Source organism: Parafrankia sp. BMG5.11 (assembly GCF_004337455.1).
The window spans coordinates 1-24,978 of sequence record NZ_SJXI01000064.1; the positions used below are offsets into that span (position 1 = coordinate 1).

Annotated in this window: 21 protein-coding genes and 1 pseudogene; 8 read left to right on the forward strand and 14 right to left on the reverse strand. The window is 68.3% G+C overall.

Going from position 1 to position 24,978, the window contains the following annotated elements:
• The coding region (locus E0504_RS36340; RefSeq protein WP_131626737.1) for a hypothetical protein at window positions 1-187 on the reverse strand (187 nt) is incomplete at its 3' end.
• A 572-nt stretch (window positions 188-759) separates the two neighbouring features.
• Here E0504_RS36340 and E0504_RS36345 point away from each other — a divergent pair.
• The 4 genes from E0504_RS36345 to E0504_RS36360 are packed head-to-tail and all read left to right on the forward strand — an operon-like array spanning window position 760 to window position 5,727.
• Complete coding sequence (locus tag E0504_RS36345) at window positions 760-1,515, forward strand: IgiC (protein ID WP_020461250.1); 756 nt, start codon at window positions 760-762, stop codon at window positions 1,513-1,515.
• A 45-nt stretch (window positions 1,516-1,560) separates the two neighbouring features.
• Window positions 1,561-3,585, forward strand: a complete 2,025-nt coding sequence (locus E0504_RS36350) for an FAD-dependent oxidoreductase (protein ID WP_112107792.1) — start codon at window positions 1,561-1,563, stop codon at window positions 3,583-3,585.
• An 8-nt stretch (window positions 3,586-3,593) separates the two neighbouring features.
• Window positions 3,594-4,802, forward strand: a complete 1,209-nt coding sequence (locus E0504_RS36355; RefSeq protein WP_112107791.1) for a CaiB/BaiF CoA-transferase family protein — start codon at window positions 3,594-3,596, stop codon at window positions 4,800-4,802.
• Window positions 4,803-4,836: 34 nt separating this feature from the next.
• A complete protein-coding gene (locus E0504_RS36360) occupies window positions 4,837-5,727 on the forward strand; it encodes a hydroxymethylglutaryl-CoA lyase (RefSeq protein ID WP_071066929.1) in 891 nt (296 codons plus the stop codon).
• Window positions 5,728-5,888: 161 nt separating this feature from the next.
• Here the strand turns inward: E0504_RS36360 and E0504_RS36365 are convergent, their stop codons facing one another.
• The 7 genes from E0504_RS36365 to E0504_RS36395 all read right to left on the reverse strand — a co-directional run bounded on the left by E0504_RS36365 (window position 5,889) and on the right by E0504_RS36395 (window position 14,704).
• Window positions 5,889-7,058, reverse strand: a complete 1,170-nt coding sequence (locus E0504_RS36365; RefSeq protein WP_373693974.1) for an alpha/beta fold hydrolase — start codon at window positions 7,056-7,058, stop codon at window positions 5,889-5,891.
• Window positions 7,051-7,266, reverse strand: a complete 216-nt coding sequence (locus tag E0504_RS36370) for a hypothetical protein (RefSeq protein WP_131626738.1) — start codon at window positions 7,264-7,266, stop codon at window positions 7,051-7,053. Before E0504_RS36370 ends, E0504_RS36365 begins: the two co-directional genes overlap by 8 nt.
• Window positions 7,267-7,532: 266 nt before the next feature.
• Complete coding sequence (locus E0504_RS36375; RefSeq protein WP_235014338.1) at window positions 7,533-8,117, reverse strand: hypothetical protein; 585 nt, start codon at window positions 8,115-8,117, stop codon at window positions 7,533-7,535.
• A 137-nt stretch (window positions 8,118-8,254) separates the two neighbouring features.
• Entirely contained in the window at window positions 8,255-9,421 is a 1,167-nt protein-coding gene (locus tag E0504_RS36380; RefSeq protein WP_207974647.1) for an SGNH/GDSL hydrolase family protein, read from the reverse strand.
• Between the two features lie 1,045 nt (window positions 9,422-10,466).
• Window positions 10,467-11,147, reverse strand: a complete 681-nt coding sequence (locus E0504_RS36385) for a response regulator transcription factor (RefSeq protein ID WP_112107788.1) — start codon at window positions 11,145-11,147, stop codon at window positions 10,467-10,469.
• On the reverse strand, window positions 11,050-12,381 hold the full coding sequence (locus E0504_RS36390) for a sensor histidine kinase (protein WP_131626739.1): 1,332 nt from the start codon (window positions 12,379-12,381) through the stop codon (window positions 11,050-11,052). Before E0504_RS36390 ends, E0504_RS36385 begins: the two co-directional genes overlap by 98 nt.
• A gap of 100 nt (window positions 12,382-12,481) precedes the next feature.
• Complete coding sequence (locus tag E0504_RS36395) at window positions 12,482-14,704, reverse strand: MMPL family transporter (protein ID WP_131626740.1); 2,223 nt, start codon at window positions 14,702-14,704, stop codon at window positions 12,482-12,484.
• 610 nt (window positions 14,705-15,314) lie between these two features.
• Here E0504_RS36395 and E0504_RS36400 point away from each other — a divergent pair.
• Window positions 15,315-16,415 carry a DUF2993 domain-containing protein gene (locus E0504_RS36400; protein ID WP_131626751.1) on the forward strand — a complete coding sequence of 367 codons (1,101 nt, stop codon included), beginning with the start codon at window positions 15,315-15,317 and terminating at the stop codon, window positions 16,413-16,415.
• A 912-nt stretch (window positions 16,416-17,327) separates the two neighbouring features.
• The gene (locus E0504_RS36405) at window positions 17,328-18,422 is read left to right on the forward strand and encodes a phosphatase PAP2 family protein (RefSeq protein ID WP_112107786.1); all 1,095 of its coding nucleotides are present in this window, start codon (window positions 17,328-17,330) and stop codon (window positions 18,420-18,422) included.
• A gap of 133 nt (window positions 18,423-18,555) precedes the next feature.
• On the opposite strand, the gene E0504_RS36410 is transcribed toward E0504_RS36405, so the two are convergent.
• On the reverse strand, window positions 18,556-19,182 hold the full coding sequence (locus E0504_RS36410) for an SAM-dependent methyltransferase (RefSeq protein ID WP_235014334.1): 627 nt from the start codon (window positions 19,180-19,182) through the stop codon (window positions 18,556-18,558).
• Between E0504_RS36410 and E0504_RS54520 the strand changes: the two are divergent.
• Window positions 19,178-19,305: pseudogene (locus E0504_RS54520) on the forward strand (IS6 family transposase); the annotation flags it as partial. The gene E0504_RS36410 and the pseudogene E0504_RS54520 overlap by 5 nt on opposite strands.
• Before the next feature lie 88 nt (window positions 19,306-19,393).
• Here E0504_RS54520 and E0504_RS36425 read toward each other — a convergent pair.
• The 5 genes from E0504_RS36425 to E0504_RS36445 all read right to left on the reverse strand — a co-directional run bounded on the left by E0504_RS36425 (window position 19,394) and on the right by E0504_RS36445 (window position 24,282).
• Window positions 19,394-20,899 carry an alpha/beta hydrolase domain-containing protein gene (locus tag E0504_RS36425; protein ID WP_112107795.1) on the reverse strand — a complete coding sequence of 502 codons (1,506 nt, stop codon included), beginning with the start codon at window positions 20,897-20,899 and terminating at the stop codon, window positions 19,394-19,396.
• Between the two features lie 48 nt (window positions 20,900-20,947).
• Window positions 20,948-21,511: a TetR/AcrR family transcriptional regulator gene (locus E0504_RS36430; RefSeq protein ID WP_112107794.1), complete on the reverse strand. Its 564-nt coding sequence runs from the start codon at window positions 21,509-21,511 to the stop codon at window positions 20,948-20,950.
• Between the two features lie 435 nt (window positions 21,512-21,946).
• Window positions 21,947-22,408 carry a VOC family protein gene (locus E0504_RS36435; protein WP_131626741.1) on the reverse strand — a complete coding sequence of 154 codons (462 nt, stop codon included), beginning with the start codon at window positions 22,406-22,408 and terminating at the stop codon, window positions 21,947-21,949.
• A 261-nt stretch (window positions 22,409-22,669) separates the two neighbouring features.
• Window positions 22,670-23,176 carry a DoxX family protein gene (locus E0504_RS36440; protein ID WP_112107758.1) on the reverse strand — a complete coding sequence of 169 codons (507 nt, stop codon included), beginning with the start codon at window positions 23,174-23,176 and terminating at the stop codon, window positions 22,670-22,672.
• Between the two features lie 158 nt (window positions 23,177-23,334).
• On the reverse strand, window positions 23,335-24,282 hold the full coding sequence (locus tag E0504_RS36445; protein WP_112107757.1) for an NADP-dependent oxidoreductase: 948 nt from the start codon (window positions 24,280-24,282) through the stop codon (window positions 23,335-23,337).
• Window positions 24,283-24,464: 182 nt separating this feature from the next.
• Between E0504_RS36445 and E0504_RS36450 the strand changes: the two genes are divergently transcribed.
• Window positions 24,465-24,956: a MarR family winged helix-turn-helix transcriptional regulator gene (locus E0504_RS36450; protein ID WP_112107756.1), complete on the forward strand. Its 492-nt coding sequence runs from the start codon at window positions 24,465-24,467 to the stop codon at window positions 24,954-24,956.
• The last annotated feature ends 22 nt before the right edge of the window (window positions 24,957-24,978 follow it).

Below are 24,978 nucleotides of genomic sequence, written 5' to 3' on the forward strand. Positions count from 1 at the left end.
ACATGTGCACGAAGTTCGGGTCAGGAATACCGAAGATCGTCTTGATTCCCTCGGCTTCGAACAACTGGAGGATGCGCTCGTAGACTTTTACCGGCATATTCGTCCTTTCGGCAATAATCGCGAATCCGCCACGGATGCCGTCAACCTGCCTGGTTCGCGATGCGGGCGGGGCGGCCTGGACGCCCACCGCGCTCGTCGATCATTTGGTACGTGGCGACCTCTGGTGCGTGGCGACCTCGGCTGGTCAGGCCTGGCCCCGGTGGTCGCCTCGCCGGTCAGCTCCGCCCCGCGGTGCGGAGCGCGGCGTTGCGTCATCCGTCGACAGCCCGGCTTCGGCTCGCCAGCCTCGTTGGCCCGGCCTGTCTCGTTGGCCCCGGCTGCGCGGCGGCGGCCGGGATGCCGCGCTCCAGGGCGCCGCGGTCCTGTCCGTCGAGGGCCCGCGTTGGCCATCCGAACACCGCCTCAGGAGGAAGAGTGTATGCAATATAGGTCGGATGACCGTTTCGTTGCAAGGCTCTTGCAGTGCTTCCGGTCAAAGTGTATGCAATAAGGACGTCCGGCGCCGTCGGTCCGGCGCCGTCGGCCCGGCGTCCTCGGGTGCGCCTCGGTGCCTCCCGGCGTCTCCGGGCGGCTCGGGCGCGCGTCGCGATGCGCCAGGGACGAGTGGGCAGAACCCGTGAAGCACACCCGCCGGACTAAGGGCGGGCCGCGCCGGTGGCCGCGCGCCACTCGCCGGGACCCGACAGAACGGAGCTTGTGATGACGGACGCGTTAGGCTGGAGACTGAAACTGGGCGTGGTCACGCCCTCGGTGAACACCGTCGTGCAGCCCGAGTATGACGACATGCGGCCGCGCGGAGTGACCAACCATATCGCGCGTATCCATATCCCCGACTGGGTCGTCAACAACGATGAGGACTTCGACGGGCTCGTGCGGGACATCGACCGCAATGTCGATGACGCCGTGGGCTCCGTTCTGACCTGTGACCCGGCGTGCGTGGTGCTCGGAGTCTCCATCGAAGCGGTCTACGGCGACCCGAAGGCCGGTGAGGCGATCCGGGATCGGCTGCGGGCCAAGTTCGGTGAGGATCTTCAGCTCATCCACGCGGGAGACGCGATCCCGAGCGCGCTGCGGGCGGTCGGCGTCGACGAGGGGCCCATCAGTCTGATCACCCCCTATCAGCCGTCCTCCGAGCCGCATCTGCGTTCCTTCGTGGAAAGCCGTGGCTACGAGCTGCACACCGCGGTCCACCTGCGTTCTCCGACGGCGGTGCAGATCGCGCACACCTCGGGGGAGACCCTGCGGCGTGAACTGAAGCGGCTCGCCGCCGACCGGCCACGGGCGATCGTCCAGTTCGGCGCGAACATGTGCATGGGCCGGATCGCCGCGGAGGCCGAACAGTGGCTGGATCTCCCGGTGATCTCGGTCAACACGGCGACCTACTGGTATGCGCTGCGCAGCAACGGCATCGACGACCAGGCGGAGGGCTTCGGGCAGCTCCTGGCCCACCACTGACCCCCGCTGTTGAAAGCCACCGCTGCTGAGGGCCAGGAGGCACGAATGCCCCACGACCACCCGACGGCATCTTCCTCGAGCGCGTACCCGGTGACGTTCTCCCCGATCGCGCTGGGGCCGCGCACGGCCCGCAACCGCATCTGGCTCGCCGCGCACGCCACCGAGTTCTCCACCGACGGCACCTTCGCCGACGCCAGCGCGGACTACTACGCCGAGCGGGCCCGCGGCGGCGTGGCCGTGATCACCATGGAGGCGATGGCGGTCCACCCGACCACCCGGCCACGGCGCGGCGTGATCCTGGCCTACGAGGCCGCGGTGGTGGACAGCTACCGCAAGGTCGCGGCCGCCGTCCAGCCTCACGGCACGCTGCTGATGGCCCAGCTGTGGCACCGCGGCCGGCAGACCGACGGCATCATCAGCCGTCTACCCACCTGGGCGCCGAGCCCGGTGCCCGACACGGTGTACCGGGAGATCCCGCACGAGGTGACCCGGCGGGAGATCGACGAGCTGGTCGCGCACTACGTCCTGGCGGCGCGGCACGCGATGGAGGGCGGTGTCGACGGCGTCGAGGTCCACGGGCTGGCGCACGGCTACCTGCTCGGCCAGTTCCTGTCCCCGGCCACCAACCACCGCACCGACGAGTACGGCGGCTCGTTCGACGGGCGGATCCGCATCGTCCGTCGCATCGTCGAGGAGATACGCCAGGTCGTCCCGGCCGACCGGGTGCTCGGGATCCGGCTCAACAGCAGCGACGGCCCCGGGCAGAACGGCCTCGACAACGCCGACTGGGTGCGCATCGCGACGGAGATCGAGAGCTGGGGCGCCCTGGACTACATCTCCACCACGCAGGGCACCTACCTGGACCGGATGCAGATCTACGGCACCTCGGCGGCCCGGTCGGCCGGCTACGAGGTCGCCGACACCGCCAACATCACCCGCGCGGTCTCGCTGCCGGTCGTGGCCGTCGGCCGGATCACCACCCCGGAGATGGCCGAGGACATCCTCGCGAGCGGCAAGGCGCAGTTCGTCGGTATGGCCCGTCAGCTCATCGCCGACCCGCTGTGGCCCGTCAAGGCCGAGCAGGGGCGCCCGGACGACATCCGTCCCTGCGTCGGTGCGAACTGGTGCGTCGCCTCCTTCGCCCGCGGGCCGCTGGCCTGTATTCACAATCCGCAGGTCGGCCGGGAGCGGCAGTTCCGCCAGGACGAGACACGGCAGCGCCGGCGACGGCGGGTCGCGGTCGTCGGCGGCGGCCCGGCCGGGCTGCGCGCCGCGCTGACCGCCGCCGAGCTCGGCCACCAGGTCACCCTCTTCGAGCAGGACGACACTCTCGGCGGGCAGGTCAACCTGATCGCGCGGGCGCCGTCCTACCGGGAGTGGACCGGCGTGACCGACTGGCTGACCACCCAGCTGGCCCGGACCGACGTCGCCATCCAGCTCAAGCACCGGGTCACGGTCAACGACCTGGTCGGCCGGTACGAGGCGGTCGTGGTCGCCACCGGGTCCACGCCGCTGCGCCACGGCTGGACGGCCCGCCGTCCCGAACGGTGGGCCCGGGACGCCGCGGCGCTGCCGGGTTCGGACCAGTGGAACGTCTACACCCCGGTGGAGATCCTCACCGGCAGCGTCGAACTGCCGAACCGGATCCTGATCGTCGACGACACCGGAGACCGCCAGGCGTTCATCACCGCCGAGTACCTGCGCCAGCGCCGCCACGCGGTGCACGTGGTCTCCCAGTACCCCCAGCTCGGACACGCCTTCGCCGACGGCCACGACCTTCCGTTCGCTTTCGGGCAGCTGCGGCGCTCCGGCGTCACCTTCACCCCGAACGTCGAAGTGAACGCCATCGACGGGGACACCGTCACCCTCACCGACGTCTTCACCGGGGAGACCTCCCAACTGCCCGATGTCGACGGTGTCGTGCTCATCCTCGGCAACACCGCCAACGACCTGCTCGCCCGTGAGCTCGACGGCGCCGGCCTTGACATCCACCTCGTCGGCGACGCGCAGGCTCCGCGGCGCATCTTCAACGCGATCTGGGAAGCCGACACCGCGGCCCGAACAATCTGAGGAGACCAGTGGACAACGGAGAAGTGCACGGGCCGTTGGCGGGATGCCGTGTTCTCGAGCTCGGATCGTTGATCGCCGGACCGTTCTGCGGGCAGCTGCTGGGCGACTTCGGCGCGGAAATCATCAAGATAGAGGACCCCGCCGGGGGCGACCCGATGCGTAACTGGGGTAGCCAGGCGCCGGGCGGGCTGTCGCTCACCTGGCCGATCATCGCCCGCAACAAGAAGTCCATCACCTGCGACCTGCGGGACGCCCGCGGTCAGGAGCTGGTGAAACAGCTCGCGGCGCACGCGGACGTGCTCGTGGAGAACTTCCGCCCCGGCACCCTGGAACGGTGGAACCTCGGGTACGACACTCTTTCGAGTATCAATCCGGGGCTCGTCCTCGTCCGGGTCACGGGATATGGGCAGGACGGCCCCTACTCGCAGCGGGCGGGCTTCGGCTCCATCGGGGAGGCGATGGGCGGTATCCGCTACACGACCGGGAATCCGGACCGCCCGCCGAGCCGCACCGGCATCTCGCTCGGCGACTCGCTGGCCGGCACGTTCGCCGCGCTCGGAACGGTCATGGCGCTGCTCAGCCGGGAGCGCAGCGGCCGCGGTCAGATCGTCGACTCCGCCATCTACGAGGCCGTGCTGGCACTGATGGAAGCTCTGGTCCCGGAATGGGAGCTGGCCGACTTCCGGCGGGAGCGCACCGGATCCATCCTGCCCGGCGTCGCGCCGAGCAACGTCTACACCGCCGCGGACGGCGCGGAGATCCTGATAGCGGCGAACCGGGACACCATCTTCATCCGCCTCTGCGATGTCATGGGCAACCCCGACCTGGCGACGAACCCGCACTTCCAGACGCACCAGGCACGCGGTGAGCACCTGGAGGAGCTCGACAAGATCATCGGCGAGTGGACCGCGACCCAGCCCTCGGCCCAGCTCCTCGACCGCCTGCACGAGGCGGGCGTCCCGGCCGGCCGGATCTACACGGCGGCCGACATGGTCACCGACGCGCACTTCAAGGCCCGCAAGGCCGTCGTCCGCCTGTTGCACGACCGCCTCGGTGAGTTCCCCATGCAGAATGTCGCGCCGCGGCTGTCCGCCACGCCGGGCGGGATCCGCTCGCTGGGCCCGGAGCTCGGCGAGCACAACGAGTCGATCTACGGCGACCTGCTCGGTATCAGCCCCGCCCACCGCGAACAGCTCGTCGCCGACGGCGTCATCTGACCACCACCAGTCGAACACGTGAACGGAGTACCGCGTGGCCATCACGATCTGCGAGGTAGGCCCGCGGGACGGCCTGCAGAACGAGAAGACGCTGCTCCCGACCGAGACCAAGGTGACGCTGATCCAGCGCGCCGTCGCCGGCGGCGTGCGCCGGGTCGAGGCGACGGCGTTCGTGCACCCGAAACGCGTCCCGCAGATGGCCGACGCCGAACAGGTGATGGCACAGGTCCCCCGCGACAGCGGGGTCTCGTACATCGGCCTGGTCCTGAACCGGCGGGGATTCGAACGCGCCGCCCGCGCGGGGGTCGACGAGGTCAACATGGTCGTCCTCGCCACCGAGACGTTCAGCGAACGCAACCAGGGGATGACGGTCGAGGCGAGCCTGCGTGCCTGGTCGGAGATCGCGGGCCTGGCACACGAAGCCGGTATCCGGCCCTCCGTCACGCTCTCGGCCGCGTTCGGATGCCCGTTCGAAGGCGAGGTGAGCCCGGACCGGGTCCGGGACCTGGCCCGCCGGGTCGTCGAGTCGGGCCCCGCGGAGATCGCCCTGGCCGACACCATCGGTGTCGGGGTGCCCACGCAGGTCACCGAGCTGGTGGCGGCCGTCCGTGACGTCGCCCCCGGCGTCGCCCTGCGGTGCCATTTCCACAACACCCGCAACACCGGCTACGCCAACGCCGTCGCCGCGGTCAGCGCCGGTGTGGAGACCCTCGACGCCAGCGCCGGGGGCATCGGGGGCTGCCCGTTCGCCCCGGCGGCCACCGGCAACATCGCCACCGAGGACCTCGTCTATCTGCTCGACCGGATGGGCGTCGCGACCGGCGTGGATCTCGGCGAGCTCGCGGCCACCGGCCGCTGGATCGGCGAGCAGCTCGGGATCGACGTGCCGGCGCTGCTCGGCCGCGCCGGCACCTTCCCAGGCTGATACCGAGGCGACATCTGGGAGTGTCCTCGGGGTGGAGTCGGCGCGGCAGGGCGGCGATCGTTTTCTGGATCTCGGTACCGCCATCATGATCAAGATGCTGGGGAGAGATCGGGACGGCGCAGACACGTGGCAGGGGCGCGGGACGGGCCCGGATTCGGGATTTATGCATTGGGTGTCGGCATCCGGTGATGTGTGGCGGGTGGGTGAGTCCTGGCTGTCACTGAACCGCCACGGTTGCTCGGTACCCGTGCATAGGGGCCGGGCCGGCGTGAATATCTATCGCTTCCAGCCGTCTGCAGGGGCTCCGGCGTTCCCTCGCTCGCCGCCCGCGCGACGGCGCGTCCGCTGTCGCAGTCGCCCGGCGGCCGCCCGGTAGGTCGGATCGTCGAGCACGTTTCGCAGAGCATCGGCGATCGTTGCAGGAGTCGACCGTCGGGGTTACGGGCTGGACGCCTGAGGTCCGGCGGCGGTACTTTCTCGCGCACCCAGGCGGGCATGACGAAGCCAGGGCCGGGCGGCGGGATGTAGGTCGGCATGGGTGCTGTTCCGCGGTGGAACAACCACCAGTGCGTCAGTGTGCGTAGGTAGCCGGTGGCCTCGCGGAGCACCGCGTGGGTATGGTTACGCAGGACGATCAGAGTGCAGTCGGGCATCAGCGATGACAGGCTCGCGGCGTGGTCGATGAGGTCCGAGTTGGCGCCGTACACGGCGAGCACCGGCGCGGTGAACGCGGCCAGCCGAGCGGGGTCGAACGACGGAGTGGCGAGCATGTCCCGCCTCAGCGTGGTCTCGCGCAGCAGCCATCGAGCGGTGCACATAGTCCGCGCGACCGCGCGCCTGGCGTCGTTCGCCAGCCACTGCTCGACCTTCTCGTGCGAGGTCGCCGTAAGCACCCGGCTGAGCGAGTGTTCCATCTGCGCGCCGAGACCTTCGATGAGGAAGGGGGGCTCGATCAGGGTCAGACTCGCCACCTGCTCTGGGTGGGCGAGGCTGTAGGCCAACGCCAGTGTCGCTCCGTAGCTGTTGCCGACCATGTGTACCGGCCGGTCGATGCCGAGTGCGACCAGCAACCCGGACAGGTCGGCGAGGGAGCTGGCCATGTCGTACCCGTCGGGTGTCTGATCGCTGCGCCCGTGCCCGCGCAGGTCGTAGCACACGACGTCGCAGCCCGCGTTCGCCAGAAAGGTGCCGAGGCTGAAGTAAAAGCTGGACAGATTGTCGATCACCATGCCGTGCAGCGTGACGACGATCGGCGCGTCGGGATCCGCCCCGCGTGTCGGCGTGAGGTGCTGGACGTTCAGGCGGATCCCGTTGGCAATGACGTCAGCCATGGCTGGCACCGGACAGGCTATCGGCGATCAGGTAGACGACGTCACCGACGGACGATCTGATCGCTTCGGCCAGGTGCATCGTGGCCAGAAAGGCGACGAGATCGACCGATGATCCGTAACGGAGGCGCGTGCGGTCGGCCGGGGCTACGAACTCGATCCTTTCCAGGTCAGGATCCGTCTGGAACGTCGTGTCCCTTGTGACCTCCATACTGTCCGCGTGCTCCTCACCGACCACGTACCCGGGCGAGCGCAGCGAGCACGTCCTCCTCGAGTTCGTGACGGCCCTCAGAGCCGGTCGGGGCACCGGGTTTCAGTGATGTCACGGAACGTTCTCCTGTCCTCGGTGCGCATTGCTGCCGTACGCATCCAGGCCCTCTACAGTTCTCCGGCTAGGCCGCCCGACGGCGGGAGGATTCGCGTATCGCAGAGGTGACTCGGGGTCCGCCCTCGTCGGTGGCGGCGATGTGATGCGTGTCAGCGGATTCCACACACGGTTGACATGGCCAACAGTGCAATGTTGTGGAGTGTGAACTGGTCGGCTGTTGATCCGCCGAGACCGTAGCGCTCCCCCATCGAGGGGGTGGTTATTTTTCTGCTGGCAGCCATATCGGAGCAGCTGGCCTCAGCATCGCCGATAATCTGCGCGTCGGTTTTTCCCTGCGCCAGCCGAGGAAATTCCTCGCGGAATCTTCTGATATATGTTTCGGTGCCTTCCGAGTTGCCGGCATCAGTTCCCGGGCTCGCCGATACATACGTTATTCCGGTCGAGGGATTCGTAGCCGAGTTCTCATCCGGCGTGCTTGTCGTGTCACAAGCGGCTAGTGAAACCACGGCGATGGCGATGGCGATGAATGCTATTCGTCCGCTCGACCGGGAACGCCGGAGGCGTCCAGAGTCTGTGGGTGCCTGGATATCCGCAGCGCCTTCGTTTCTTTTCTGATAGAAATCCATGTCGTCAGCCCTCTCTTCTATGTCATATTTCCACCTGAACCGGGAAGGTTCAAGGGTGGTTCCGAAGCATTCATCTCTGCAGAGGAGGCGGTACGCGTTGCCCGGCACATTTCCCGCTAACTGACACCAGTCCTTGTCCGGCGGCAGGTGAGGTCGATGGGGGACCTGATAGCGGAGACGGATCGACGGGGTCGGTCAGCCAGACCGTGCGGGATGGGCGTGTGCGTGTGCGTGTGCGTGTGCGATCACGATCGGGTCGGTGGCGTCTGATGCGACATGCTTTGGAGGATCGCGTCGGCCATGCCGCGTTCGCCGCGTTCGTTGGGGTGGACGGAGGCGGCGGGGTTGAGGGGAATCAGTGGCTCGACCCAGCGGATGTCTCTCGGCGCGCAGGCGTCGCGGTCGAGGGAAGGGGTGTAGGTGTCGATGTACCCGGCGCCGGCGGCTTCTGCCTGCTGTTGCAGCATGGTGTTGAGCTCCTGCTCCTTCTGGCGCAGGTAGGTGATGTCGCCGGTTGTGAGTCCCATGGTGCGTGCGCAACCGACGCCGTCGGTGGGAAGGATTGCCGGGTATCCCACGATGTACACGTCGGCCTGCGGCGCGCGACGGGTGATCTCGCCCAGCGCGACGGACAGCTGTTGCCCTGCGGCCTGGATCTTCTCGTGTACCTCGTCGGTTCCGGCGGAGACGTACTTCCTCTTGCAGGGTGCGTAGTTCGAGGTGCCGCCGGCGAGCGCGTTGTAGAGCACGCCGGCCCGGACGCACTGATTGACCACCGAGGTGAAACCGATGTCGTTGCCGCCGATGCCGATCGTGACCAGCCGCGTTGTGGCGGAAAGGGCCGAGAACTGGGCGGGGTTGACTCCGTCCCCAGTGGACTGGGGCGAGGACAGGTCCGCGATCGTGGCCCCGGAACAGCTCATATCCGTGAAATCGGATTCCTCAAGATCCAGATTCTCGGCGATCAGCGTCGGGTAGTTGCGGTCCGAACGATCGCAGCCGCCGGGTTCTCCGATCTGGGAGGGGATTCCGGGACCGGCGGTATAGGAGTCGCCCAGGGCGACGTATGCCCCCTGAGCTGGCGCTGGCGCTGCAGTTGCAGTTGCTGTCCGAGTCGGAACCGGCGTCGTTGTCGTCTCGGGAAGCGCTGCGGCTGCCGCTGCTGGAGCTGAACCGCCGTCGTGGCGGTTGAGGGCGACCGCGGTGATCAGAGTGCCGCACGCGAGTGTGCAGACCAACCCGGCGCGTAGCTGAGTTCTTATCATTGCCTCCCACTTCCGTCTCGGGTGGCACTTCTGATGTCTGACCTGCGGGCATGGAAGGTAACCGCCGGTTGTGAATGATGCTCCGGTGTCGAGGGCGTCAGGCAGATGATCGTAGCTGCGCGGGAACGGCGAGCCGGCGTGGGTCACGATGAGTCGAACCTGAATGCCGGATCGAGTGTTGTGTTTTCTCGCGTTTCTGCAGGGATCGTTTAGGCCTGAGCCGGAAATGGCGACGCTCGGGGCAAGGTTTGCAGGTCGGGGGACGAGGCCCGGCCTTCTGGTGTCTATCGGACGGTGGCGTACCGATGGATGGTCGGTGCGCCAGGTTCGGTTGGATGCGTGGGTCGGGGCCGTGTACCGCGGCCTGGGCGTGGTGGTGTCCAGGCGCCGTGGGCCCGGCGGGGGCTACCGCCGGGCCCACGGGCCCACGCCGTGCACCCGCATTGCACAGGGCCCGGCGCGTACAAGGGGCAGGGCTGATCAGTCGCGCCCTACTTCCGGATGACGGCCTCTGTCGTCTGGCGGCCTACTGCAGCCCGCCAGGTGGTCGTGCATTTCTCGGGTCGTTCGGTCGGCGAGGAGCAGTTACAGCATCTTCTTCGCGGCTGTTCTCGGGCACCTCTTCAGTTTGTCTGAACAGGGATCGTCGGTCGTCGTGCGTTTGTCGACAACTGCCTACTGCGAACGCGGTACGCCGGCCTCCTACCCAGTACTCCTGATGGGGAGGAGTGTGATGGCTGTTAACCAGCGCGTTCGTGTCCAGGCGGAATAGGCCTCGGCCAGCCAGGCGACTCCGAGTTTTCAGTGGCTGTGAGGTTCTGGCATCCATGCTGCCTCGATCTGTTTGCGGGTTCGAGGGGGAATCTTCCCCGGCTGGTGGTGTAGCGGGCCACACCACCTCAGCCGGGCACCGGATTCGCCGTGTCGCGGGCGAGCGCGTGCCGGCATGTCAGAGGTCCTGGTACCCCTGCCCACGCAGATCGGTTTCCGGGAACATGCCAGAATCTCGGCCCGAGAACGGTACGCAGTGCCGCCGCGACGACCCGCACCGATGATTGAGAAGATAGGCATGAAGGCTGGGAGGAGGGTGGCCGGGGAAAGGCTGACGCGAGGCGGGCCTCTGGGCGCGGCCCGTCGATCGAGCGTGCGGTGGTACAGAGAACCGCGACCGGGCTGTGAGGTTCTGGGGCGGTCAGTCCGATGGGGTGGTTTGTAGCAGGCCGGACTGGTAGGCGATGACGACGAGCTGCGCCCGGTCGCGGGCGTTGAGCTTCGCCATGGCCCGGTGGACGTGCGTGCGGGCGGTCAGTGGGCTGATGACAAGGCGACGGGCGATTTCATGGTTCGAGTAGCCCTCGGCTACCAGCACCATGACTTCTCGTTCGCGGGCGGTGAGCGTCGTGAGGACTGCGGGGTTTGCCCGGGCGGTGGCTGTGGGTTCGGGGGCGGCGAGGAACCGGGCGATGAGGGCGCGGGTGGCTGCCGGGGACAGGAGAGCGTCGCCGCCGGCGATGGTGCGGATGGCGGTGAGGAGCTCGTCCGCTCCGACGTCTTTACCAAGGAAGCCGCTTGCTCCGACGTGAAGTGCCTGGGTGACGTATTCGTCGATTTCGAAGGTGGTGAGGATGAGGACGTGCGTGGCGGCGAGTGTTTCGTCGCCGCAGATGGTGGCGGTGGCGGCGACTCCGTCGGTTCCGGGCATGCGGATGTCCATGAGCACGACGTCCGGGTGGTGTTCACGGGCCGCTGCGATGGCTTCGTGGCCGTCCGCGGCCTCAGCGACGACTTCCATGTCCTCGCACGAGTCGATCAGAATCCGGAAGGTCGCTCGTAGGAGGGTCTGGTCGTCGGCGAGGAGCACTCGGATAGTCATCGTTTTCCGTTTTCGTGGGGTTTCTGGGTTGTAGTGGCAGGATGGCGGTGACGTGGAAGCCGACTTCGGGATGGTGTCCGGCCTCGAGATGTCCGCCGACGGACAGTGCGCGTTCCCGCATGCTGATCAGGCCGAATCCACTGTTCGAGGATGGGATCGACCTCACCGTGTCGGGCCTGTGGTCCCCATTGGCCGAGCTTTTCCCCCCACCACCATTAATGATCATTAGGGTGACGCTGTTGGGAGCGTAGGTGATGTCAACGCATGCGCTGTTGGTGGTGGCGTGTTTCGCCACGTTGGTGAGCGCTTCCTGCGCGATCCGGTATGCCGTGAGGTCGATGCCGGGGGAGAGCGGGGACGGTTCGCCGCGGGTGTTGATGGTGACCGTGAGTCCGGTGGCGGTGAACGTGTGGGCGAGTTCGGGGAGCTGGGCGAGTGAGGGGGCTGGTTCCAGGGGGGCGTCCGGGTCGTCGCTCTGCCGCAGGAGACCGACGGTGGCCTTGAGGTCGCGCAGTGCGGAGGAGGTGGTGGCGGTGAGACTGGCGAGGATCGGTTCCGCCTGGTCGGGGTTGGTGCGGACGAGGTGTGCGGCGGTGCCGGCCTGGGCGTGGGCGAGGGTGATGTGGTGGGCGACGACATCGTGGAGTTCGCGGGCGATGCGGGTGCGTTCGTCGGCGACTCGGCGGCGTGCCTCGGCCTCCCGGGTGCGTTCGGCGTATTCGGCGCGGGCTTTGACGGCGTCGAGGTAGTCCTGTTTGATCCGCCGCGCGCCGCCGAGTGACGCGGCCATCAGCAGCCAGGCGGTCGGGCCGATGGTCTTGAGCTCCAGGGGATAGCCGTCGGGGTCGGCGATCAGTGCGGTTGTGACCACCAGAGCGCAGGCGGGGAGGACGATGCTCAGGGTGGTTCTGCGGTCGGTGTGCGCGGCCAGGAAGTAGAGCGCGGCCATCGCGGGAGCGATCATCAGCGAGGTGAGCAGGTAGCCCAGGCCGGCCAGGACCACGGTGCAGGCGATGGCCACCACGGCGGTCGCGCGGGGGTGGCGCTCGTTCCAGAGCAGGGCCGTGCAGGTGACGGCGGCGAGCAGGACCGCGGGGTACGGGGAGCTGTCGTGGGCGACAAGCTGCGGGTTGAGTCTGCTGGCGGGGCCGGCGGCCACGAAGGCCAGGAGCGCGATCACCACGGTGCCCCGGTGATGGTCCTGGATGTGCCGCCACCGGCTGGTGATCGTCATAGCGGGTTCCTGTCGGGTGCTGTGGCCGTGGCGTTCACGGTACGGGGCCCCGTCCGAGGACCGCGGTGTTGTGCGCGGGCGGTCCTCGGACGGGCGGTGCTCACCGGGCGGACGCGGATTCCAGGGTGAGGGGCTCCTCGAGGCCGGCGGCTGGCGCGGGAGCGGCTGGCCGGCTCAGCGTCTCGCCCTCGACGTCGATGTGGGGCAGGACCCGGTCGAGGTGGCGTGGGATCCACCACGCCTTCTCCCCGAGAAGGGCGAGGACGGCGGGGACGATGGTCATGCGGACGACGAAGGCGTCGAGCAGGACGGCGGTGGCCAGGCCGAACCCGATCATTTTGATGATCGGTTCGGCGGTGCCGATGAAGCCGGCGAAGACCGCCATCATGATCAGTGCGGCGGCCGCCACCACGCGGGCGCTGTACCCGAACCCGGAGGTGATCGCGTCCCGGGCCTTCTCGCCGTGGACGTGGGCCTCGCGGATGCGGGCGACGAGGAAGACCTCGTAGTCCATGGCGAGGCCGAAGACGATACCCACCATGAAGATCGGCATCATGCTCATGATGGGTCCGGTCTGGTGGAGGCCGATGAGCCCGGCGAGCCAGCCCCATTGGAAGACCGCGACGACCGCTCCGAGGGCAGCCAGGACGGAGAGCAGGAACCCGAGGGCGGCCTTGAGCGGGACGAGGACCGAGCGGAACAGCACGAGCAGGAGCAGGAACGCCAGGCCCACCACGATGGCGAGGTAGGGGACGAGTGCGTCCTGGACCTTCTGGGCGATGTCGATGTTCACGGCGGTGGTGCCGGTGACCTGGAACGTCGCGCCGGTGGCGGCGGTGACCGTGGCGCGTTGCGCGCGGATGGTGTGGACGAGGTCCTTGGTCGCTGCCTCGCTCGGTCCGGTGGCCGGCACCGCGGTGAACACCGCCGTGTCGCCCGCGGTGTTGAACCGGGCGGCCGAGACGGAGACGACACCGGGCGTTGCGCCGATCCTCTGGGTGATCGTGGTGACCGCCGCCTGCGCGTCGGCGGAATCTGCCGCGTCGACGACGATGGTCAGCGGGCCGTTGAAACCCGGCCCGAAGCCCGCGGCAAGGTCGTCGTAGGCACGCCGCTCGGTGGTGGAGGTGGGCTTCGCCTCGTCGCCGGCCGTGCCCAGGCGCAGGTCCAGGACGGGCAGGGCGATCGCCCCCAGCGCGAGTACGGAGAGGATGAGGACGGGCAGCGGGCGGCGCAGGATCAGGTTCGCCCAGCGGGTGCCCGCGTTGGGCCCGCGGCGCTCGGTCTTCTTCCTTGTCCTCTTGCGTGCGGCGCGTGGGAGCACGGCGCGTTGGAAGAAGCCGAGCAGTGCCGGGACCAGGGTCAACGCGACTCCGACGGCGATACCGACGGTGCCCGCGGCGGCCAGGCCCATCTTCGTCAGGGTCGGGACCCCGACGATGAACAGGCCGGCCAGGGCGATCACGACGGTGAGTCCGGCGAACACCACCGACGACCCGGCGGTGCCGGTCGCGATCGCCGCGGCGTCCTGGGGTTCCAGCCCGCGGGCGCGTTCCTCTCGGTAACGGGAGACGATGAACACGGCGTAGTCGATGCCGACGGCGAGTCCGAGCATCATCGCGAGGGTGCTGGTGGTCGAGGACAGGCCGAGGGTGCTGGCCAGGGCCATGATCGAGGCGATTCCGACGCCGACGCTGACGATCGCGGTCAGCAGCGGCAGTCCGGCCGCGGCCAGGGATCCGAAGGTGATCAGCAGGACGAGTGCGGCGATCGCGATTCCGACGGCCTCGGTCACCCCGCCCGCCCCCGGTCGGGTCGTGAGCGCGTCCCCGCCCAGCTCGATGGTCAGGCCCGCTGCCTGGCCGTCTGTGACCGCGGTTCGCAGGGCTTCCTTGGTGGCGTCGGTGAGATCGTCACTGATCGCCGTGTAGGAGACCGTGGCGTAGGCGGTCGCCGCGTCCGTGCTGACGGCCCCGCTCTGGAAGGGGTTCACGGCGCTGGCGACCTGTGGGCTGGCGGTGGCCTCCGCGACGACCTGTTCAACAGCGGCGCGGTTCTCGGGTGTGGTCAGGGTCTGGCCTGGTGGGGCGACGAAGACGATGCGGGCGACCGCCCCGTCCGCTCCGGTGCCGGGGAAACGTTCGTCCAGGAGGTCGAACGCCCGCTGGGATTCGGTACCTGGCATGGAGAACGCGTCGTCCGGGGCGGCGGGCGCCCTGGCCGCGCCGAAACCGACGGCGACCAGCACTCCCACCCATAGCAGAAGAACGTATCGGCGCCGCCGGAACGACAGACGGCCCAGCCGATAAAGAAAAGTCGCCACGGGGGAGATCTCCACATCTTCTCGGGTACACGAGAAGACTGCGCGAAACCGGTGGGTCCCGTCGTCGTCCGTACGCCGGCACTTCCGGCTACAAAGAACGCAGTACCCGCGACCCGGCCCGTCATGCTTCTACTGAGCCTGCAGTAGCCGAAAATGACTGCCTCCGGCCGACGCGGAAGCGGGCCACTCCGGTGCACAGTGGTCGAGGTCCCCAACGTGACCAAGAAACGGCGTCCCGTTACCCGGCTCCGGGTTGGGCGCGACACACCACCAGCGAACGGCGATGCCGCGCCCAGGAACTCGACGCGGCGCGGAGTGGAGATGTTCGGTGAACCACACACCCGACGGCGACGAACACAAACCCGCGGACACCGCTCACGACGGCTCCGTTCAGGCACCGGGCCGGAGACCTGGCCCGGACGGCGACCGGCCAACCTGGGACCTGCACGGCCCGTCCCAGCAAGCGGCCCCGCCACGGCAGGCCCCTCATCGGCCGACTGGACCGCCGCCACCCGCCGACGCCTTCCGCCCGGGTCGACCAGTGCGTTCCCCGGCAGGAAGCGCGCAAGACGCGCCGGAGGTCACCCCGCCGCCCGGCAGGACAACGGAAATGATCGGCAGAGCCGGGATCGGCAGGAGTGTCCCGACCCCGGGCATGCCAGCCGGGCCAGAGGCCCTGTGGAGGGAGCGGATCCAGTCCATCCCATCCGCCGATCCCCAACCCGCTCACGCGGCCTGGGCCGACAGCGGAACCCACCCACCCACCGGGAGTCGCATCGGTACGCAGACCGGCGAGGACCACTACCGGCAGGCACATCCGGACGCGGGGGACAGTGCCACCCCCGCGGGTCCAGACGGTCACCCGCCTGCCGTCGGCCCCGGAGACGGATCGGTCTCCCCGAAGCGCCGCCGGTGGCGACGACGCCGACGGATCCTCGCGATCGGCGCGGTGGTCCAGCTCGTGGTGCTCGTGGCGGGCGACCGGTTCGCGGTCTCGGCCGCCGAGGACCAGATGGCCAAACAGATCGAGGCGAGCGTGACCGAAAGCCTCGCCTGCGATGTCATCCCACCGACCGTGAGCAATGTCAGCATCGGCGGATTCCCGTTTCTCACCCAGATCATGTTTGGCACGTTCAAGAACATCGGAGTGAGCGTCGAGGGAATCTCAACACCCGGCCCCCGCATCTCGTCGGTCGAAGCGCACCTCAAAGGACTTCACATTCCAGTCAAGAAAATCCTTACCAACAGCGTTGGTGAGGTTCCGGTCGACGATGTTGAAGCAACGGTCCGTCTCGACTACGACGATGTGAACACGTTTCTGGCCGACCAGCCCGGCAAGATCCAGATCAACCCGGTGGACGGCGGAGAGCAGGTCGAGGTCTCCGGCACGGCCGACGTGCCGATGCTCGGCGCCCAGGAGATCGGCGGTGTCACCACCTTCGAGGTGCGGGACAACGAACTCACCCTGGTCCCCTCCGAAGTCTCCCTGCGCGGGGGACTCAACTTCAGCATCCCCGTGCCCGGTGGCGTGGGGGAGCTGCTCCCCTCGGTCCCGATCCCAGTCGGAGGCCTGCCGTTCGACCTCAGCATCGTCGAAGCGTCAACCGACGCGTCAGGCCTGTCGCTGACCGCGACAGCCAAGGACGTCGTCCTCCCCGAGGCGGAGGCACGAACGCGCCAGTGCCCGCCGGCGGACAACAGCGGGAACTGACCTCACGCCCTCACGCCCTCCCGTCCAGGGACACGGCTGCTGCCCGAGCCTGATACGTCGACACCCCGTCTCCTCCGGGCCACGGCGCACATAGACCCGTCACAAGGTGGGTTGGCACCGTTCCCGGGCGCCGTGACGTGCTGATGCGGGTCCGCGCCTGCGGCGTCGACGCCGCCTTCCTGCGTAGGGGCGGCACACTACGCCGCCCGGATCGTCCGGTGACCCCGATCCGCCTCGGCTCGTTAACCCCAGAACGCTCCCGCCGACATGATCGGCTCCGGAGGATCGCTCGCCGCCATGCGCGAATACCTACTGATCGAAAACGCCGTGTCATTCTCTGGGAGTAAGGCGGGCGGCGTGTACTGCATTCTCCGTAGCTGGGATTGTCGGCACGTGGACGACGACGGGACTGGCCTGGTCGGACAGGCTGGCGCGGTACCTACGGAGACATCGAGATACCTACCCATCACCAGATCGTTCAGAAGGCGACCTGGTCGCAGCCACCCCCGCCAGATCGGTCAGCGACATCCTCCCTCGGCAGGCAGGCAGGCGTACGAGAGGAAGAGGCATGGCCAGACAACTCGCCTTCGTCACCGCGGCCGCCGCGTCGCTGGCCGCCTGCAGCGCGTCCAGCACACCGACCGGGGACTCCGTCGTTCATCAGTCTTCCTTGGCGCGGTGCCAGAAATTTGGCGGATCATATCATCCTCACCCTCCGCGTGCCGCGCGCGCTTCCAGTCGGTGGCGTAACGCGACGGGGATGACGGGCAATGTGTAGAGCACGGCTGGTTCTGCGCGATGAGAGCGGCGTCATAATTTCTGGGTGCTTGCCTAACGTACCGATCGGCCGGCACGAGCAGGGGGTTGAAGGGGCATGTCGGCAGAAGAGTGTGAAATGCGCCGGGGTCGTTCATGGTAAGCATGTCATTTCATGCACACGGCAAGGCGACGTCCGCATCCCGCAACGTCGCGCCGCCCCCACGGGACTCGTGGTGGCACAGATCACGGATCGGCCGCCTGACCTCGACGGCCCTGTCCATCGCCGGCCAAGTGCTCCTCCTTGACCTGCTCTACATGCTCTATCGGATGGGCCGGCATCTGGCCGTCGGCCGGGAATCGCAGGCCCTGGCGAACGCCCGGGATGTTTGGAACCTCGAACGACTGCTGTATCTCCCCAACGAGTCCGCGATCCAACAGCTCGCACTGCATTCGACCCAACTCCTGGAGCTGGCGAACCGCGTCTACACCGGCGTCCACTTCCCGGCGTCGACCGCCTTCCTCGCCTGGGTCCTGGTACGACACCGCAACGCGTGGCCACGGGTGCGGACGGTCATCCTCGCCTCGACCGGGGTCGCCCTGGTCATCCACATCCTCTATCCGCTGGCACCACCCCGGTTCCTCCCGCAGACACTGCCGGACGTGACCTTCGTGGACACCGGAACGGTCTTCGGCCCGTCCGCCTACACCGCGGGCGACACCGTAGCCAACCAGTACGCCGCCATGCCCAGCCTGCACGTCGGATGGTCGATCCTGGTCGCCTGGGGCGTGGTGACCATCCTGCGGTCACGGGCACGATGGCTGATTATCCTGCATCCACTGATCACCATCGCCGTTGTTGTGATAACGGCCAACCACTACTGGCTGGACGGCCTGATCGGCGGCGGTCTGGTCGTCACGGCGGTCCAGCTGACCCGGCCTGAGGTCCATGCCCGGATGCGGCTATGGCGCATCTCAGTCAGAGAGCAGCTACGTGGACGGGCCCACGACCTCGACCCGATAGCAGCCAGCACGCCCCCCTCGACAGACGACCTCGACGGGGCATGGCGCAGCGACCCGTGGACGGCCGATGTCGGGACCCAACAGGACCGCAGCCCTGCGGCCAGTACGGCTGCTGCCGGTGCTGCTGATGCCGGTCGCGCTGCCAGCGATGCTACGACGGCATCAGCCGCCCGGCCGGCCCTGCCTCCGGCGCGTACCGGCAAGCCGCCGCCGGCGGTCCGCTCCTGAAAAACTGAAATCTGCGCTGGCATCTTGGACATCCGACGCCGGTCTCAAAGGGCGTGGTTCGAGCGATCCCTTGCCACATGATCAAGCGCAGGACCGCGCACCCGCGACTCCATAGGAGCCTCGACTCGGCAGGCTACGGTTTGCGGGCTATTCCGCCGTACATGTGTACGTGAGCATCGTCCACGGCAGCCGCTTGCTCGTCGGGATGCCAGTGGTTGACGAGCACTACTCCGGGGTCGAGCAGTTCCAGCCCGTAGAAGAAACGCTCGACCCCCGCTTGGCCGCGCGCGACCAGCGGAATGCCGTTGGCGTTGTACGCGGCCACCCCGACTCGAACCTCCTCGGGCGCGCTGTCGGCCGTGCAGGTGGACAGCGCCAGGATGCTGCCCGCCGGCAGCGGACGCATGATCCGATCGATGAGGTCCTTGACGACGGTGTCGTCGACGATGAAGTGCACGATCGCGATCAGGCTGACCGCGATCGGCTGGCTCAGATCGAGTGTTTCCCGCAGCTGGTCGGACTCCAGGATCGTCTCCGGGTCGCGGAAGTCGGCGTCGAGATACGCGGTCCGACCCTCGGGGGTGCTGGTGAGTAGCGCTCGGGCATGCGCCAGGACGATGGGGTCGTTGTCGACGTAGAGAATCCGACATGATCGGATGGTGCATCGACGTGCCGCCCGTCCACCGGTCTCGGTCTCGGAGTTCACCGGCTTCCGGTTCCCACCCGAGGTGATCGTGCTGGCGGCCCGAAGGTTGATCATGCGCCTCCGCTCCGCCCAGACGATCAGCACCGGGCGCGCTCTGTCCAGAACATCCGCCGCGGACATTACGAACTCGCTATCGAGACCGAACCCCGGCTCCGCCTATCGGCTGCCTTCACCGACTCGCCCTCGCTGTCTGATCACCGGGTCCGACCGGGGCCTGGCACGCCACGCCTTCCCCGAATGCAACAGCCCCGTCGATGCCAGGGATCTATTGGATGCGGGTCGGTTGCGCGTAGGCGAGGAGCGCGTCGCGGTCTGCCGGCAGGACGAATCCGGCTTTGATCGTGCTGTCCGCGGCGGTGGTGTATTTCTGTAGGTAGGCGTCACTGGACGAGTAGAGCGCGGTGAGACGCTCGGCGGGCAAGGGTGTCGTGGAACCGAACAGGCTGCAGATCACGGAGGGGTTCGGGCCGGGGGTGCCCGACAGGACGTCGACCGGTACGTCTACGGGTGGGGTCCGCACGCCGCCCCGGGCGATGCCGTCGGCGTCGCGGGCGACCTGCGGCGGGCTGTTCTGGGTGACCTCGAGCCGCGGTGCCGTGGCAGGCAGCGTCCCCTCGCTTACCCATTCCTCCAGGGCGTGCAGTGCCGCCTTAACGACGACGTGCATGGGTGCATTATTGATCGCTCCGCAGCCGAGTGCGTCTGCGAACGGCCCGACTGTGTGTGCGTCAGCGTGCGCGGCCCCGGCGACCTCCCAGAGGCGGAACTGGCCGCTGTCGGGTTGGCGCGAGACGACGGAGTTCAGCGGGGCGCGTAGGTCCCCCTCGGCTTGCACCTCGAGCACCGGCACGTCGGTGTCGGCCCGGATGATCACAGGTGAGGTCGCCGTCTCGGAGCCGAGGCTGGCGGGCTCACCGGGCGCGACGAGCGGAAGGCCGCCGCTGCCCCGGCTGTGGACGAGGAAGCCGTCGAACTCGCGCGTGAGGGGTTGCACCCCGTTGAGGTAGGTGACGAGCGCGTACGCCGACTGGGACTGTCCCGCCGCGAGCACGTGCTGCGGCTTCAGGTCACCCATCGCCACGCCGCCGGCACGTACCCCGCGCGCGGCTTGGGTGAAGATGTCGAAGGAGTACCCGTCGCCGGGTTGGTTGAGCGAGCCGTACCGTGCGGAGTCGGTATTGACCAATCCGCCCGCGGTGGCGCTACCGCCGCCGGTCGGGGTGAGCGCGGGGCCGCCCATGACGCCGATGCGCTGCGCCGAGACACCGACCCACGCGTCGCCCTGCCGCATCAGCTCCTCGTGCGTGCTCGACCACACGACGTCGGAGTCGGTCCCGGAGCTGACGTTGAGCCACTCCACGACGACAGTGCCGCTGAACTTGTCCGCGGCTGGTCGCCGTACGAGCACCCGGGTGGTGTACGGGGCGGTAGTGCCGGGTTGGAATGTCCAGCGCCCGTCGGCACCGAGCGCACCCCGCGGGTCGTACGACGTTGCCGTCCCCGACGCGGCGTACTCGGTCTCGACGTACCCGGTGCCGGCCAGGTCGACCTTCGTCGGGGAACCCAGGCCAACACCATTGCCGCCGCTGAGCTCGTGTAATTCGGCAGCCGGTCCCGCGGGTCGCGGCGGTGCTGTCGGAGTCGTCTCCGTCGCCGTGTTCGACGTCGGCCCCGACCCGTCGGAACATGCCGACCCGAATACGGCGACGGCTAGGAAACAGACGAACGCCGAGACATGCCTATCTGTTGAGAACTTGCGCTTTCTGGCCACGTTCTCCAACCCCAATCGTTTCTATGGAGGACACTGCTGCCCGGGTCATCAAACGTGACCTCCGTCCGCTCGGAGGTGCTGGCCAGCGGTGACGACCGACATGAGGCGGAGCAGGCGGTCCGTGAACTCCTCGGGATCGAGCGGGTCCTCGCCGTCGATCAACCAGTCGTTGATGACCGCTGCCATCCCGCCCGAGAAAAACGCCGTCAGGTCCTCCACCGCGGCTTGGTCCAGCTCGCCGAACAACATCCGCATGACCGGCCGTTGGAGTGAGCCGAGCACACCGTTCAGTGCCCTGGTCATGGCGAACGCGCACGAGCCGGTCAGCATCGCGCGGTAGAACGACCGGTGGTGGGCGAAGTGCCGCGCCGTTGCCAGTGCCCGCCGCCGCCCGGCCTCGGTGCCGCCCTCGAGCTGCGGAAAGAGTTCCCGCCTGACCAGGTCGATCGCGGCCTCCACCAGAAGCGACTCACGATCACCGAACTGTACGTAGATCACTTGCCGGCTCACGTCCGCCACCGCGGCGAGGTCGGTGACCGGGATGGCCGCCGTGCCGCGCTCGGACACCAGGCGCACCGCGGCCGAGAACAGAGCCGCGCGTGAGCGCTGCACCCTCCGGTCGAGGGGGCGGGGTACCTGCGGCGGCTCGGGGTGCACGAATCGATAATAGACATCCGTCCACAAAGCGACAAGTGTCAATTATCGCTGCCGTCGGGCAGCTTGACCGCACCAGCTGTCCCACTGCACCTGTGGGGTCGCAGAAGTCGGCCTGGGCCTGTTACCTGGGGTGATGCGACGACGCGGGGCCGGCGGCGTGATGGTCGGCTGTGTCCGTGCGTCTGCTCTGTGCCTCGCGGGTTTTCTCGTCGCCGACGGGCACTATGTCCGTAAGATCAGCCGCGCCGTTGTGGCTCGTTCGTATTCGTTGATCAGACCACAGAGGGACAGGCAGCCCGCTGTCCCGACCAAGCAATCATCCTCGTGACCAGCAGGAACACGACTTTGCGGTGACCCTGGGTGCAGAGGGGTCCGGCAGGCCGTGTGGTGTCATAGGCGCAGCGGTCGGGCGGTCGGGTCGGTCCAGTGCGCGGGGTCGTCCCAGTCGACGCCGGGTACGTCGATGAACAGTTCGATCTCGTTGCCGTCGGGGTCGAAGATGTACAGGCTGTGCGTGAACCCGTGGTCGGTGGCGCCGCGGATGGGGACGCCGTTGGCTACCAGGGTCGCGAGAACCTCGCGCAGTTCGTCGTCGTTGTCGCCGACCTTCAGCCCGAAGTGGTAAAGGCCGACGTGACGACCACGCTGCAGCGGGGCCGCGGACCGGCCGACCTCGAGGAGCAGCAGCTCGTGGTGGGTACGCCCGCCAGCGTTGAACGCCATCCCGCGGTAGCGCAGGGGCTCGTCGCCGGAGTAGGCCGGGCGCCATCCGAGGATGTCGCGGTAGAAGTGGGCCGAACGGTCCAGGTCGCGCACGTACAGGACGATGTGTCCCAGCTCCTTGATCTGCACAGCCGTTCCTCTCGACGTGGTCCCCGGCCGGGGCCCTCCAGAGCCTCTTCACTTGCCGCAGCCGAATGTGAGCGCGGGTTTTCCGGCAGCGGGGCCCGCGAACACGTAGCTACGTCGGGTGCGGTGCCGCCGGACCCCGCGGCCGGTGTATGGCACGGTGATTGTTGATGTGGTCGCCCCCCAGGTCGTGGACCTGGGGGGCGATCGGGAATAGCAGACGTTCTTTCCCCGGGGCGAACAAGGGTGTCGGTCTGCGCGGGGTTACCCGCGGATCAGTAGGACAGTCAGGGCGGTGAGCACTGCCAGGACCAGGGCGGCGACGCCGTGGACAAGCCGGTGGGAGCGCAGGACGGGCAGGAAGCGGTCTGCCGCGTAGGCACCGGCGCCGGTCAGGGCGACAGCGGCACCGGCGACGGCGAGGAACAGCTCGTACTCGATTCCCTGTGGAGCGAAGAAGCCACCGTCCCATTTCACAGCCACCGCGTTGATCATAGTTCCGACGATCGCGGCGGCAGCCAGTGGAGTGAGTACGCCGAAGACGAGACCGAGCCCACCGAGGGTCTCGCTGAGTCCCGCAATGACCGCCATAGCCCTGCCCGTGGGATAGCCGGACATACCGAAGAACTGGCCAGTGCCGTCGAGACCGCCACCACCGAACCAGCCGAACAGCTTCTGGCTGCCATGCGCCGCCATGGTCAGCCCGAGCCCGAGGCGTAGGAGCAGCAGCCCGATGTCAGTGCCACGCGAAACCGCTGCGGTGTCGCCCACGCCAGAGAACCTGAGGGCGGTCAAGGGTTCCGGCGCGGTCCTGGTGCTGCTCGAAGAAGACACCCGTCTTATCTCCTGTCTCTGCCGTACATGTTGGTCACCTACGGTTCGGTGTGTCTCCGCGGGTGTTCCCGTCAGTGGTTATGGGGCGCGTCCTGTCAGTCGCCGATCTCGACGACGATCTTTCCGCGGGCGGTACCGCTGGCGAGAGTGGCCAGCCCGTCGGTGGCCTTCTCGAGGGGCAGGACGGTGGTGATGTCGACCTTCAGAGTGCCGGCGGCGGCCAGGGCGGCAAGCTCCGCGATGAGCTCGCGGACGGGGGCGGCCATAACGCTGGTGCCGGTCAGGCCGGCGGCGGCGAGGGCCTCTTCGTCGGCGGCGCCCAGGGTACTGGCGACCTTGCCGCCCTTGCGGACCACGTCCAGAGGCGCACTGTCAGGGGTGTAGGCGACGAGGTCGATCAGGGCGTCGACACCGTCGGGGTAGGCGGCGCGCACCTGCTCGGCGACCGGGCCGGCGGTGTAATCGACGACGGTGGCCGCGCCCAGCGCGGTCAGCCGGCCGGCGTCGGCGGCGGTGCCGGTGGCCACGACGGTGACGCCGCGTGCCGCGAGCAGCTGGACGGCGTACGAACCCACGCCGCCGCCGGCCCCGACGACGAGAACGGTCTGACCCGGCTCAGGCTCGACGGCGTCGACGGCCGTCTTGGCGGCGGCTGCGGCGAGGGGAAGCGCTGCGGCGGTGGTGAAGTCGAGGCCGGCGGGCTTGCGGGTGACGGCGGCAGCGGGCAGCAGTGCGTACTCGGCGAGGGTGCCGGCCTGGATCGGTGGGGCCAGCAGCATGTGGCCGATCACCGCGTCGCCGACGGCGACGTGGTCGACGCCGGCTCCGACGGCCTCGACGACGCCGGCGGCGTCACGGCCGAGGACCAGCGGGTAGGCGTGCGGCATCATCTCGGCCATCATTCCGGCGGCCAGGGCGTTGTCGATGGCGTTGAGACCGGCGGCCTTCACGCGGACCAGCACGGTGCCCTCTACGGGCCCGGGGACAGGCAGGTCGGACAGCCGGGGCTGCTCGCCCGCGGCCGGGACGTTCAGTGCGCGCATGTGTGCTCCCTGGGGGATCGGGATCGTTGACGACCCCGGTGGGTGAGCGTCGCGGCCAAACTCGCAGCCTCGGACACCCAGCCTGTGAGTTGAAGCTTCAATTTCAACCTAGGCGTGATCACTTGACCTGTCAAGTTGTCAACGGCCTTGGCTCGGTTGATACTTCAAGCTAGGCTGAGGGCGTGGACGCGCAGCAGCCGCGCTGGCTGACCGACGAGGAGATGCAGACCTGGCTGGCCCTGGTCAGCGTGCTGATCAGGCTTCCGGCGGCGCTCGACGACCAGCTCCAGCGTGACGCCGGGCTCAGTCACTTCGAGTACCAGGTGCTGGTGGGGCTGTCCGGGGCGCCCGAGCGCACCCTGCGGATGAGCACCCTGGCCGTATTCGCCAACGGATCGCTCTCCCGGCTCTCCCACGTGGTCGGGCGGATGGAGAAGGCGGGCTGGGTGCGCCGCACGCCGGATCCCACCGACGGCCGCTACACCCTGGCGATCCTCACGGATGCGGGCTGGGAGAAAATCGTCGCGACCGCCCCCGGGCACGTCGACGCGGTCCGCGCCCTGGTCTTCGATCCCCTCACCCGCGCGCAGCAGCGGCAGCTGGGCGACATCGGGCGCCGCATCGTCCGCGCCGTCGACCCCGACGGCAGCCACCTCGACAGGCTCTCCGGCTGACGGTCCTCTACCGCCACATCGC